At 59.1% G+C, this 12,225-nt stretch carries 11 protein-coding genes; 7 read left to right on the forward strand and 4 right to left on the reverse strand.

What is annotated here, in order from left to right:
* Positions 1 to 452 precede the first annotated feature (452 nt).
* Positions 453 to 1,871: an amino acid permease gene (locus ACQ4OB_RS27600; protein WP_074873993.1), complete on the forward strand. Its 1,419-nt coding sequence runs from the start codon at positions 453 to 455 to the stop codon at positions 1,869 to 1,871.
* Between the two features lie 191 nt (positions 1,872 to 2,062).
* Here the strand turns inward: ACQ4OB_RS27600 and ACQ4OB_RS27605 are convergent, their stop codons facing one another.
* Entirely contained in the window at positions 2,063 to 3,187 is a 1,125-nt protein-coding gene (locus ACQ4OB_RS27605; RefSeq protein ID WP_430956853.1) for an OpgC family protein, read from the reverse strand.
* A 240-nt stretch (positions 3,188 to 3,427) separates the two neighbouring features.
* On the opposite strand from ACQ4OB_RS27605, the gene ACQ4OB_RS27610 reads away from it, so the two are divergent.
* The 4 genes from ACQ4OB_RS27610 to ACQ4OB_RS27625 all read left to right on the forward strand — a co-directional run bounded on the left by ACQ4OB_RS27610 (position 3,428) and on the right by ACQ4OB_RS27625 (position 6,748).
* Complete coding sequence (locus ACQ4OB_RS27610) at positions 3,428 to 3,802, forward strand: GtrA family protein (protein WP_074873995.1); 375 nt, start codon at positions 3,428 to 3,430, stop codon at positions 3,800 to 3,802.
* Positions 3,799 to 4,740 carry a glycosyltransferase family 2 protein gene (locus ACQ4OB_RS27615; protein ID WP_430956854.1) on the forward strand — a complete coding sequence of 314 codons (942 nt, stop codon included), beginning with the start codon at positions 3,799 to 3,801 and terminating at the stop codon, positions 4,738 to 4,740. The genes ACQ4OB_RS27610 and ACQ4OB_RS27615 overlap by 4 nt, the downstream gene beginning before the upstream one ends.
* A 1-nt stretch (position 4,741) precedes the next feature.
* The gene (locus ACQ4OB_RS27620) at positions 4,742 to 6,250 is read left to right on the forward strand and encodes a glucosyltransferase domain-containing protein (RefSeq protein WP_430956855.1); all 1,509 of its coding nucleotides are present in this window, start codon (positions 4,742 to 4,744) and stop codon (positions 6,248 to 6,250) included.
* A 123-nt stretch (positions 6,251 to 6,373) separates the two neighbouring features.
* Complete coding sequence (locus ACQ4OB_RS27625; protein ID WP_430956856.1) at positions 6,374 to 6,748, forward strand: GtrA family protein; 375 nt, start codon at positions 6,374 to 6,376, stop codon at positions 6,746 to 6,748.
* Between the two features lie 55 nt (positions 6,749 to 6,803).
* On the opposite strand, the gene ACQ4OB_RS27630 is transcribed toward ACQ4OB_RS27625, so the two are convergent.
* The 3 genes from ACQ4OB_RS27630 to ACQ4OB_RS27640 form a co-directional block, all read right to left on the reverse strand.
* The gene (locus ACQ4OB_RS27630; protein WP_076028494.1) at positions 6,804 to 7,088 is read right to left on the reverse strand and encodes a putative quinol monooxygenase; all 285 of its coding nucleotides are present in this window, start codon (positions 7,086 to 7,088) and stop codon (positions 6,804 to 6,806) included.
* 57 nt (positions 7,089 to 7,145) lie between these two features.
* On the reverse strand, positions 7,146 to 8,765 hold the full coding sequence (locus tag ACQ4OB_RS27635; protein WP_074874000.1) for an FMN-binding glutamate synthase family protein: 1,620 nt from the start codon (positions 8,763 to 8,765) through the stop codon (positions 7,146 to 7,148).
* A gap of 178 nt (positions 8,766 to 8,943) precedes the next feature.
* Positions 8,944 to 9,744, reverse strand: coding sequence for a helix-turn-helix transcriptional regulator (locus ACQ4OB_RS27640; RefSeq protein WP_008147857.1), 801 nt, complete (start codon positions 9,742 to 9,744; stop codon positions 8,944 to 8,946).
* A gap of 125 nt (positions 9,745 to 9,869) precedes the next feature.
* On the opposite strand from ACQ4OB_RS27640, the gene ACQ4OB_RS27645 reads away from it, so the two are divergent.
* Together ACQ4OB_RS27645 and ACQ4OB_RS27650 are read left to right on the forward strand one after the other, a co-directional pair.
* Positions 9,870 to 10,691, forward strand: a complete 822-nt coding sequence (locus ACQ4OB_RS27645) for a carbon-nitrogen hydrolase family protein (RefSeq protein WP_430956857.1) — start codon at positions 9,870 to 9,872, stop codon at positions 10,689 to 10,691.
* 184 nt (positions 10,692 to 10,875) lie between these two features.
* Entirely contained in the window at positions 10,876 to 12,201 is a 1,326-nt protein-coding gene (locus ACQ4OB_RS27650; protein WP_430956858.1) for an APC family permease, read from the forward strand.
* Positions 12,202 to 12,225 lie beyond the last annotated feature (24 nt).

A 12,225-nucleotide genomic window follows, 5' to 3' on the forward strand; every position in this document is an offset into this window, starting at 1 on the left:
GGGGGGGGGGGGTTGTTTGGGGGGGGGGGTTTTTCCCCCCCCCCCCCAAAGCCCCTCACCACAAGAGCCCCCTCACCATGCGCGGTGGGGAGTCTGAAACGCCTGAACTAGAGCCATCAGACGGTAACTTCTACGCATGTAGGGGCATGACGATGCACCATTACCGTGCAATACTCTGCGCCGCTTAATCGGCAACTAATCCTACGTAAGCCAGGTAATGCCACTCCGTAAACCGCTCTTTTCCCGAGAGTTCTCGCTGAATGTTGTGGTTTATAGAGTGAAAAACCCTGTCAGAAGCTTTTTATACTGCACGCCCCGCTGATCTTGCCGGTTTTGTCCTGCAAGACGGGTTTGCCCACAAAGCAGGCCCGGTTTCAGAAAAGCATTGGCTTACCGGTCAGCGCTTCGACACTCGGTGGTCATATCCAATAACAAGATGAGGTTGTACTCCTATGCCAGGCAATCACCTGCCCAATGGCGAGACCGCTCAAGGCGGCCCGCTCAAACGCGAACTCGGCGAACGGCATATTCGGTTGATGGCGCTCGGTGCCTGTATCGGTGTCGGTCTGTTCCTCGGTTCGGCCAAGGCCATCGAGATGGCTGGCCCGGCAATCATGCTGTCCTACATCATCGGCGGTCTGGCGATCCTGGTGATCATGCGCGCCCTCGGCGAGATGGCGGTGCACAACCCCGTCGCCGGCTCCTTCAGCCGCTACGCTCAAGACTACCTCGGCCCATTGGCGGGCTTCCTGACCGGCTGGAACTACTGGTTCCTGTGGCTGGTGACCTGCGTTGCGGAAATCACCGCGGTGGCGGTGTACATGGGCGTCTGGTTCCCCGATGTGCCGCGATGGATCTGGGCACTTGCCGCGTTGATCAGCATGGGCTCGATCAACCTGATCGCAGTGAAAGCCTTCGGTGAGTTCGAGTTCTGGTTCGCCCTGATCAAGATCGTCACCATCATTGCGATGGTGATCGGCGGTGTTGGCGTGATCGCATTCGGTTTCGGCAACGACGGTGTGGCGCTGGGGATTTCCAATCTCTGGGCCCACGGCGGCTTCATGCCCAACGGCGTGCAAGGCGTGTTGATGTCCCTGCAAATGGTGATGTTCGCCTACCTCGGCGTCGAGATGATCGGCCTGACTGCCGGTGAAGCGAAGAACCCGCAGAAGACCATTCCCAATGCGATCGGCTCGGTGTTCTGGCGGATTCTGCTGTTCTACGTCGGCGCGCTGTTCGTGATCCTGTCGATCTACCCATGGAACGAAATCGGCACCCAGGGCAGTCCGTTCGTGATGACCTTTGAGCGTCTGGGCATCAAGACTGCCGCTGGCATCATCAACTTCGTGGTGATCACCGCGGCACTGTCGTCGTGCAACGGCGGTATCTTCAGCACCGGGCGCATGCTCTACAGCCTGGCGCAGAACGGTCAGGCCCCGGCCGGTTTCGCCCAGACTTCGAGCAATGGGGTGCCCCGTCGCGCGTTGCTGTTGTCGATTTTCGTGCTGTTGCTGGGTGTGCTGCTCAACTACATGGTCCCGGAGAAAGTCTTCGTCTGGGTCACCGCGATTGCCACCTTCGGCGCGATCTGGACCTGGGTGATGATCCTGCTGGCCCAGCTCAAGTTCCGCCAAGGCCTGAGCGCTAGCGAACGTGCCGGTCTGAAATACAAGATGTGGCTGTACCCGGTCAGCTCGTACCTGGCGCTGGCGTTTTTGGTGCTGGTGGTCGGCCTGATGGCGTACTTCCCGGACACCCGCGTGGCGCTCTATGTCGGCCCGGCGTTCCTGGTCCTGCTGACAGTGTTGTTCTACGTGTTCAAGCTGCAACCGACCAATGTGTCGCAGGGTGCGGTGCGTTCAGCTTCGTAAGACGTAACACCTGAAATGAAAAAGCCCCGGTCGTGATGATCGGGGCTTTTGCGTTTGGAGGGTCAAAAGATCGCAGCCTCGTTTCACTCGACAGCTGCTACAGGAATCGCGATTGACGACCGTACACGGATTCGGCAAACACGTTCCCCTGTAGCAGCTGTCGAGTGAAACGAGGCTGCGATTTTTTGATCTTAAGCGGTCGCCACCGACAGTTGCCGATTCAGGCGTTTGTTGAAATCCAGCCACGCCCCCAGCAACGCCATGACCCCGGCACCCACCAATGCGGTGAAAACCTGCATGGCAAACGCATCGTCGGTCAGGGCGTTGAGCATGTCCGCCAACGGCGCCAACAGCACGCCGAGGCAGAAAACTTCCAGTGAGTAGCGCCCCATGCGGCAGCATTGCTGCGCCAGCCAGTTTTGCGTCCAGCCACTGCCGGGCAAGAGCCTGGCGGTGACATAAGCCAGCGCCAGGAAGTGCAGCAAACGGACCGGCGACAGATCGGTCTTGCTGATCGGGTACAACAAGTTGCTCAGGCTCGCCGGCATCAGGGCATCGTGTATTTGCGGCCAGCGCCAGGAGACAGTAATCACCCCGGCCACCACCACGTACACCGCCGCGCTGACAAACAACGGCTGACGCAACAGCGGGCGAGTGTCGGGCACACGTGGCCGCTGCCCATGAATTGCCATAAAGCCACCGAGGACAAACAGCAGTTGCCAGGTCACGGGGTTGAAGTACCACACACCGTCCTTGATGGCCGCCAGGTTCCAGCCAAACCGCGGTGCCAGCAAGTACACCGCCAATGACACGGCGACGACCGCCCACGGCTTGCGCACCAGCAACGGCAGGACCAGCGGCAATCCCGCCAGCAGCACGATGTACAGCGGCAGCGGGTCCATCAGGTTCGGCTTGAAGCGCAGCAGTAACTCATCCGTCAACGCTTGCTGGGGGTTGGTGATGAAGTGATGCAGGCCCATTTCTTCTACCAGATCGCGGGTTTCCACATGGCTGTTGGCGAAGAACACGATGCCCATCAGCATGGCCAACAGGAAAATATGGACCACGTAGAGCACCCAGGCGCGCCGCAGAATCTTCACGCAGGCGATCAGGTAACCATCGCGCGCAAGGATTTTGCCGTAGGCCAGAACGGCCGCGTAGCCGGCGAGAAACACGAATATTTCTGCCGCATCGCTGAAACCGACATTGCGCAGGGTGATTTGGCCAAGGGGGTTGTGAGGCACGTGATCCCAAAAAATGAAGATCAGTGCCAGGCCGCGAAAAAAGTCGATTCGGTGATCGCGCTCAAACGTCATGACGGCAGGCTCGTGGGCGGGTGTTGAGAAAGGAAAAAGCCAAGGGCGCTAAAGATTGCGCGCCGCACTTAGGCGGCGCGCAGGGTGGCGTGATTCGCTGGTAATTGCAAAACGGGGATATTACGGAATGTCTCTTGGCATTGAGGTAAGCCCTGACCGCTGGTCTGAAAGGTCGTCAGACCTGTGATTTCTGACAGTAGACATGTTCAAAGTTTTATGAAGTGAAACGGGAGAATCACCATGAGGCTCTTGTGGAAAGGATTCTCCAGTTACACGGTGGTCGGGGTCGCCAACACGCTGATTCACTGGCAAATCTTCTTCCTGCTGAGCGTGGGGGCCGGCTTCAGTCAGGCTGTCAGTAACCTGTCTGCCTTCTGCGTTGCCGCCTCGTTTTCCTTCTACATGAACGCGCTGTATACCTTCGAAGCCAAGGCGTCGGTCGGCGGTTATCTTCTATTCTTGGGAGCCATGGGGGCGCTGAGTCTGGGCGTCGGCCATGCCGGTGACGTATGGAGACTTCATGGCCTGCTGACGGTGGCTATTTTTTCGGCGTTGAGCCTGGTGCTGGGCTTTCTGTTTTCAAAGTACGTGGTCTTTCGCAGGCGTAACGCATGAAAGTCTCGCTGATCGTTCCGGTATTCAATGAAGAACAGGCGGTCAGCCTGTTTTACCAGGCCGTGCGTCGCGAGTTGAAGCTTGACCAGACCGAGGTCGAAATCGTGTTCATCAACGATGGCAGTTCCGACCGCACGGCCGAGGAGGTCAAGGCCTTGGCGCAGGCCGATGAACAGATATTGCTGATCAACTTTTCGCGCAACTTCGGCAAGGAACCGGCGTTGTTCGCCGGCCTGGATTACGCCACCGGCGATGCGGTGATTCCCATGGATGTCGATTTGCAGGACCCGATCAGCGTCATCCCGCGGTTGATCGACCAATGGCAAAAAGGCGCGGATGTGGTGCTTGCCAAACGCCGGGATCGCACCGCCGACGGTTACCTGAAACGCCACAGCGCTTCGCTGTTCTACCGGGTGCTGAACCGTATCGCCTACACCCGCATCGAAGAAAACGTCGGCGATTTTCGGCTGATGGACCGCAAGGTGGTCGACGTGATTCGCACGCTTCCCGAACACCAGTTGTTCATGAAAGGTGTGCTGTCGTGGGCCGGGTTTAACACCGTGGTGGTGGAATACGAGCGCGCCGAGCGAGTGGCGGGCACCAGCAAGTTCAATGGCTGGAAACTCTGGAACCTGGCGCTGGAAGGCGTGACGTCGTTCAGCACGGTGCCGTTGCGCTTATGGACTTACGTCGGCGGCGGTATTTCGATCTTCGCGGTGCTCTACGCGGTGTACATGGTGCTGGACAAGATTTTCTTCGGCAACAGCGTCCCCGGTTACCCGTCGTTGATGACCGCGATTCTGTTTCTCGGCGGCGTGCAGCTGATCGGCATCGGCATCCTTGGTGAATACGTTGGCCGCATCTACATCGAAGCCAAGCATCGGCCGCGCTACGTGGTGAAAGACATCATCGGCGGCAAAGACCGGCTCGGGATTTAGCATGGGCAGGTTCAGCGATTTTTTCAGCAAGGAACTCGGGCGTCGGCAAGTCTGGCTGTTTTTTTTGCTGGCGACCCTGGTGTATGGGGTGCCGCTGATCCTTGCGGACTATCCGTATATCGATGACAACTGGCGATCCTTGTCGGCCGGTATGGCTTGGGCGGAGCAGGGACGGTTGTTCACCGAGTTCTTCTACAACCTGCTGACTTTCAGCCAGGCCGCGCCGAACATCTTTCCGCTGCCGCTGTTGATCGCCACGCTGGCCATGGCCGCGGCACTGACCAGCCTGACGTTTCATTACTATCCCCAACCGACAATCGCCTGCTGCCTGGTGACGCTACCGCTCTGGTACAACCCGTTCTTCTTGCAAAACCTGTCTTATCAATACGACGGGCCCGCCATGGCGTTGAGCGTGGTGGCGGTCATCCATGCGATCACCTTTCGTTCCCCTTCGCGCATTCAGCAGTGGCTGGTGCCGTCCTTTCTGGTTGCCTTGGCGATAGGGTTGTATCAGGTGAGCTTCAATGTGTTTCTCGGGTTGTGTTGCCTGGAAGTGCTCAGGGGCGCCAATGACAAACTGGCCTGGCCGCAATGGTGCGGGTTGATCGGCTGGAAAATCGCTCAGGCCTTTCTCGGCTGCCTGATTTACGCCGTCAGTGCTTATCCGTTCACTCAGCACAAGCGCACCCTGCTGCTGAACTGGTCTGCGGAGCCGTTGCTGCAACTGCACGTCAACATCGCCAGGGTGCTGGAAAAAGTCGTGCTGCTGTTTCATGGCGGATTTACCTGGGTGTTCGCCGGGTTGTTGCTGTGTGCCATGGCTGGCGCGGTGCGACTGGGGCTCAACGTCGTGGCGCGCCAGGACCGCCCAGCGAACAAAATGCTGATCGGCCTGATCTGCGTGCTGGCATTACCGGCAGTGACCTTACTGGTGTCGGGTATGGCGCTGTTTTTTCGGGACTTCAATGAAGGGGCCAGGACCCTGATGGGCTTCGCGGTCCTGTTGGTGCTGTTGTTCTATTTGAGCCATCTGGCGCTGGCACGAATCCACCAGCGGCTGCCGCTGTTGTTGGTGATTCCGTTGTTGGCGATGCTTTCGCTGTCGTACGCCTACGGGCGCGTGCTGACGGTGCAGAAAGCCTTCGCGTCCAGCGCACTATTGAGTCTTGAACACGACATCGCGTCGAATCGACAGCTGCTCGAGGCCAAGCGCATTTACATGTCAGTGACCTATTCCGATCACTGGCTGCGGGGGGCTGCGGGCTCGTTCAAGCAGATGCCGGTGTTGCACTATCTGCTGAACATCGACTTCTTCATGCTGGCCGAGAACCTGCCGAAAGTGGGGATCACCAACGTTGTTGCAGAGAAGGAGCGACGTAACGCGACCCGGGTGGGTTATCAGGGTTATCCGCCGCTGGTGGAGAGCCAGTACTACCGGATTTATCTGATTGGCGATTACGGTTTTATTGTCATGAAAGAACCCGCGCCGATTAAGAGGCTGCACTGGTGAAAGCTGAGGAGATGACCGTTGGTCAGGAGGCCTCATCTACCTGTTATTTCTGTCAGTAGACCGCTACAGGGTTGTCACTTAATTTGAAAGGCACCTGAAACAGGGATATTGGCAGGTGCCGGAATGAAAGCGTTATGGAAAGGATTCTGTAGCTACATGGTCATTGGCGTGATCAATGCGCTCATTCATTGGCAGATTTTTTTCGTACTCACCGTCGCCGTCGAACTCAGTCAGGCGATCAGCAACCTTGTGGCGTTTTGCGTCGCCGTCTCCTTTTCCTTTCATGTGCATGCGCTTTACACCTTTGACAGGAAGGCGATGGTGCTGGGCTATCTGTTGTTCAGCGCTGTCATGGGTGTCGTGAGCTATGGCGTCGGACATATCGCAGATCTGTGGCAGGTGCATGGTTTGGTGACGGTGACATCGTCTTGGTTGTTGTACCTGATTGGCGAGTTCATTTTTTCCAGGGTTATGGTGTTTCGTGGGTGTGAGTCATGAGGGGTTTTCAGCCGACGATCCCGAGGTTTGGGCCGCTGCACTGGTGACGCAGGCGTCAGAACGCATCCATCAGCACGACAATACAATCCCTGGCCTGGTAAGCATTGATCTGCGGTACCAGTCGCCGAAAGTGCTCAGACTGGCAATGAGCATCCAGCGCCGCCTGATTCGGCCATTGTTCGACGAAGATAAAGTGCCCGGGGTCTTTTTGATCGACGAACAGGTCGTAAGCGATGCAATCGGGTTCCAGTCGCGTCTTCTCGACAAGTTCGGCGTACCACGGGCGAACGGTTTCAATGTGTTCGGGTTTGATGAAATCCTGAGCGATGACTTTCAGCATGCTGTCCTTCCTTGGTGAAAAGCCAACCTCCCGATGAGGTTGGCGTTCAATCGTTGTTTACGCGGCAGCCGACTCGTTCGGCTCAAAGCTGTCCGCACGCGCCATCTGCCACATCCGCGAATAAAATTCGCCATTCACCTCCCCGGTCAGCAACTCTCCCGGTTTCAAGAACACATGCAACTGCGAGAACAGTTTGATCTCGGTCGCCGACATGCGTCGAACCAAATGCTTGGCCGACAATTGCGAAGGATGATCCAGCCCGGCAGCGGCGAGCATTTCGGCCAGGGCCTTGAGGGTGTTGCGGTGGAAGTTGAAGACGCGTTGGGCCTTGTCCGGGACGACGAGTGCGCGTTGGCGCAGTGTGTCCTGGGTGGCGACACCGGTCGGGCATTTGTTGGTGTGGCAGCTTTGCGACTGGATGCAGCCGATGGCGAACATGAAGCCGCGTGCCGAGTTGGCCCAGTCGGCGCCGATGGCCAGGACGCTGGCGATGTCGAAGGCGCTGACGATCTTGCCGCTGGCGCCGAGTTTGATTTTGTCCCGCAGGTTCAGGCCGACCAGCGTGTTGTGCACGAACAACAGGCCTTCGCGCATTGGCACACCAATGTGGTCGGTGAATTCCACGGGCGCGGCGCCGGTGCCGCCTTCCTTGCCATCGACCACGATGAAGTCGGGGAGGATGCCGGTTTCCAGCATGGCCTTGGCGATGCCCATGAATTCCCATGGATGGCCCAGGCAGAACTTGAAGCCCACCGGTTTGCCGCCCGACAGTTCGCGCAGCTGCTGGATGAAGTGCATCAGTTCGATCGGCGTGGAAAACGCGCTGTGCCGTGACGGCGAGATGCAATCTTCGCCCATCAGGATGCCGCGGGTCTCGGCGATTTCCCGGGTGACTTTGTGCTTGGGCAGGATCCCGCCATGACCGGGCTTGGCGCCCTGGCTCATCTTGATTTCGATCATCCGCACTTGCGGCGTCTGCGCTTGTGCCGCGAAGCGTTCCGGGTCGAAACGGCCGTCCGCGGTGCGGCAGCCGAAGTAGCCGCTGCCCAGTTCCCAGGTCAGGTCGCCGCCGTTTTCCCGGTGATAGGCGCTGATGCTGCCTTCGCCGGTGTCGTGGGCGAAGTTGCCGAGTTTTGCCCCCTGGTTCAACGCTCGAATCGCGTTGGCACTGAGGGAGCCGAAGCTCATGGCCGAAATGTTGAACACCGACGCCGAGTACGGCTGCGTGCACTGCGGGCCGCCGACCGTTACCCGGAAACTGCTCGGGTCGCTCAATGGCGCCGGGCGCATGGAATGGCCGATGAATTCGAAACCCGACTGATACACATCGATCAAGGTGCCGAAGGGTTTGTCGGCGCTTTCATTCTTGGCCCGTGAATAGACCAGCGAACGCTGGGCCCGGGAGAAGGGCAGGGCGTCGCTGTCGGACTCGAGCAGGTACTGGCGGATTTCCGGGCGAATACCCTCCACCAGATAGCGGATGTTGCCGAGGATCGGATAATTACGGCGCACCGCGTGAGGGCTTTGCAGCAGATCGAACAGGCCCACGAGGCTGAGAATGCCGGTGACGGCGGTGATCGGCCACAGCCAGTCGTGCGCCAGGAAGGGCAGGCTGGCGAGGGTAAAGATCACACAGACGGCAAAGAAGGCGTAGCGGCTCAGGAGTGACAGGCTCATACGGTTTCCTTGGGTTCGGACTCAATAGTTTCAACGCAGCAGGGGCATGGATACACACAGATCCCTGTGGGAGTGAGCCTGCTCGCGATTGCGGTGGTTCAGTCGACATCAATGCTGAATGAAAGACCGCAATCGCGAGCAGGCTCGCTCCCACAGTAAAAAGCACTCCGCGTTGTAATCAGGCATTTTGGGCCTGGAGAAAAATCGAAAACAGCTCTGACTGGGATTTGATCCCCAGTTTGCTGTACATGTGTTTCTTATGGACTTTCACGGTTTCGACGGAGATTTCCAGCTTGCGGGCGATTTCTTTGCTGGAGCAACCGCTGAGCATCAAGCGCCCGACATCCAGCTCCCGTGCGGTCAATTGCGCGCCTTTGAGTTGCTGTACCGACGCTTCCAGCTGCACGCGCCAGTCGACTTGCGGCGGTGCGGGTGCGAGGGCCACGACTTCGTTGATTTCGTAGGGCAGGCGCTGACGCAACAGGCCGAGCACCCAGGGCTGGATCAGCGACAGCAAGGCGATCTGCTGGCCACTGAAACGCTGCTTGCTGCCCAGTGACAGGCACAGCGTGCGGTCGCCTTCGAGTTGGCAATTGAACTGGATTTCATCGGCCACCACATTCAGACGAAAGTAGCGCTGGTAATACTCGGTCAGCTCGAAATGCTCCGGCGCCACTTCCGACAGGCGATAGAGCCCGGTGCGCGACTGCTCGCGACAGGCGATGTAGAACGGATCGAGCAGGTACAAACCGCGCAGGTAGTCCTGGAACAACTGATCGGGACTGCCGTCCGCGCCCGGGCATTCGGCAAACACTTGCGGGTGCTGATCGGCGCTGAAAAGCAGCGCCACCCAGCTGTCGAAGGTCACGTACTGATCCAGTAACCGGACCAGTTGCGTCCAGAAATTGGGCTTGTCCAGGGCGTCGATCAGTTGCCCGACCGAGCGGTGCCACGCGATGTCGTCTAACGAGAGTGTCATGCCTCTACCCCTATCGGGTTACCCCACCGGCGTGATTTTCCGGCCGGTGGCTTGCTGCGCATACTGGCGCACAGACACCGACCGGGCAATCTTTCTGCCAGCCTGGTCAAGAACAAGGAATACCCATGAAAGTCGAACTCGCCCAATTGGCGGGCCGTGACAACGACACGGCTTACAACCTCGAACGCGCGCTGAAGGCGATAGCGGGCTGTGCTGCCGATACGCAGCTGATCGTGTTTCCCGAAACCCACCTGATGGGCTTCCCGACCCTCGAAGCGCTGGCCGAGACCGCCGAACCGCTGGACGGCCCGACCGTCAGCGCGGTGTTGGCCGCGGCCCGTGAACGCCAGATCGCCGTGGTGATCGGCATGGCCGAGAACGACAACGGCCGCTTCTACAACACCACGTTGCTGATCACCCCCGAAGGTATCGCGCTGAAATATCGCAAGACGCACCTCTGGGCGTCGGATCGCGGAGTGTTCGAGGCTGGCGACCGTTACGCGACGTGTGAGTGGAACGGTGTGCGGGTCGGCCTGCTGATTTGCTACGACATCGAATTTCCGGAAACCGCTCGGGCCCTGGCGCAATTGGGTGCAGAACTGTTGATCGTCACCAACGGCAACATGGACCCTTACGGCCCGACCCACCGCACCGCAATCATGGCCCGCGCCCAGGAAAACCAGGCGTTTGCGCTGATGGTCAACCGGGTGGAAGAGGGCGATGGCGGGTTGGTGTTCGCGGGCGGCAGTGCGCTGGTGGATCCGCTGGGGACTTTGCTGTTCGAGGCCGGGCGGGAGGAGGGGCAGTTTGCAGTGGAGCTGGACCTGACGCAACTGACGGCGGCGCGGCAGGATTATCGGTACCTGGATGATCAGCGGCTGCGGTTGCCGGGGGAGGTTGTTGAGCATGCTTGTGGATTGCGGGAGCTGCTGATTCCTAAAAACTGAAGAAGACCGATCGTTCCCACGCTCTGCGTGGGAATGCCTCAACGGACGCTCCGCGTCCGCTTTTGGGACGCGGAGCATCCCGGGCTGCATTCCCACGCGGAGCGTGGGAACGATCATGCAATACCCGAAATTTAGCGCCGAACTCGGCTCTGCCATAAATCCAATAAATTCGGAGTAGTCGCTCATGGCTCGTTTGCAACGCACCCTGTCATTGGGGTCGGTGGTGCTGTTCGGCATCGCCTACATGACGCCGATCATCGTGCTCGGCACCTTTGGCATCCTCGCTCAATCCACCGCCGGCATGGTCCCGGCCGCTTACCTGGCGGCGCTGGTGGCGATGTTTTTCACCGCCATGAGTTACGGCCGAATGGCCGCGGCGTTTCCCGTCGCTGGCTCGGCCTATAGCTATGTCCGCAAGGCGATCAGCCCGAAACTCGGTTTCATCGCCGGTTGGGCCGTGCTGCTCGACTACCTGTTCCTGCCGATGGCGATCTGGCTGATCGGCGCGGCCTACCTCAACTCCGCCTTCCCAGCCGTGCCGCAGTGGATCTGGGTGCTGACGTTTATCGGCATCACCAGTGCGATCAACATCGTCGGCCTGAAACTGGCCAACGGCATCAACGCGTTACTGATGCTGGTGCAGTTCCTGGTGCTGATCGCCTTCGTGGCGCTGTGCGTTCATTACGTCGGTGGTGACGCGAGCACGCCGTTGTGGTCGGTCAAACCGTTCTTCAACGGTGACATGCAGATGCCGCTGATCATGAGCGGTGCAGCCATCGCCTGTTATTCATTCCTGGGGTTCGACGCGGTCAGCACCCTGACCGAAGAAACCCGCGACCCGCGCCGCACGATCCCGCGGGCGATCATGCTGATCACCCTGATCGGCGGGCTGATCTTTGTCGGAGTGTCGTACTTCGTGCAGATCGCGCATCCGTCGTTCCAGTTCGACAGCGTCGACTCGGCGGCCTATGAAATTGCCCGCAACATCGGTGGTGACCTGTTCGTGTCGATCTTCCTGATCGGCCTTATCGTCGGCCAGTTCGCGTCGGGCCTGTCGGCGCAGGCCAGCGGCTCGCGGCTGCTGTTCGCCATGGGCCGTGACGGCGTGCTGCCAAAATCGTTCTTCGGCACCTTGCATGAACGCTTTGGCACGCCGGTCAACAGCATCCTGCTGTGCGCCGCAGTCGCTTTACTGGCGCTGAAACTGGACGTCACCACCTCGACCTCGTTCATCAACTTCGGCGCGTTCCTGGCGTTCAGCCTGGTGAACCTGTCGGTGATCTTTCACTACTGGATTGGCGGTGAGCACAAAGGGCTGCGTGAATTCGTGTTGTTCCTGCTGTTCCCGTTTATCGGTCTGGCGGCGGATTTGTGGCTGATGGTCAGCCTCGATCATCTGGCGATCTATCTGGGCCTGAGCTGGCTGGCGATTGGCGTGGTGTACCTGGCGGTGCTGACCGGCGGCTTCCGTCGCCAGCCACCGGAGATGGATTTCCAGGAAGCCACCTGACGTCCATACCGCTGAAGAACCCTG

The organism is Pseudomonas sp. ES4, from assembly GCF_050586665.1.
Lineage (GTDB): Bacteria > Pseudomonadota > Gammaproteobacteria > Pseudomonadales > Pseudomonadaceae > Aquipseudomonas > Aquipseudomonas frederiksbergensis.

Bases quoted from the DNA above. Each gene is read 5' to 3' on its own strand.
- ACQ4OB_RS27600 (WP_074873993.1), top strand. From the start codon at position 453: ATGCCAGGCAATCACCTGCCCAATGGCGAGACCGCTCAAGGCGGCCCG.
- ACQ4OB_RS27605 (WP_430956853.1), bottom strand. From the start codon at position 3,187: ATGACGTTTGAGCGCGATCACCGAATCGACTTTTTTCGCGGCCTGGCA.
- ACQ4OB_RS27610 (WP_074873995.1), top strand. From the start codon at position 3,428: ATGAGGCTCTTGTGGAAAGGATTCTCCAGTTACACGGTGGTCGGGGTC.
- ACQ4OB_RS27615 (WP_430956854.1), top strand. From the start codon at position 3,799: ATGAAAGTCTCGCTGATCGTTCCGGTATTCAATGAAGAACAGGCGGTC.
- ACQ4OB_RS27620 (WP_430956855.1), top strand. From the start codon at position 4,742: ATGGGCAGGTTCAGCGATTTTTTCAGCAAGGAACTCGGGCGTCGGCAA.
- ACQ4OB_RS27625 (WP_430956856.1), top strand. From the start codon at position 6,374: ATGAAAGCGTTATGGAAAGGATTCTGTAGCTACATGGTCATTGGCGTG.
- ACQ4OB_RS27630 (WP_076028494.1), bottom strand. From the start codon at position 7,088: ATGCTGAAAGTCATCGCTCAGGATTTCATCAAACCCGAACACATTGAA.
- ACQ4OB_RS27635 (WP_074874000.1), bottom strand. From the start codon at position 8,765: ATGAGCCTGTCACTCCTGAGCCGCTACGCCTTCTTTGCCGTCTGTGTG.
- ACQ4OB_RS27640 (WP_008147857.1), bottom strand. From the start codon at position 9,744: ATGACACTCTCGTTAGACGACATCGCGTGGCACCGCTCGGTCGGGCAA.
- ACQ4OB_RS27645 (WP_430956857.1), top strand. From the start codon at position 9,870: ATGAAAGTCGAACTCGCCCAATTGGCGGGCCGTGACAACGACACGGCT.
- ACQ4OB_RS27650 (WP_430956858.1), top strand. From the start codon at position 10,876: ATGGCTCGTTTGCAACGCACCCTGTCATTGGGGTCGGTGGTGCTGTTC.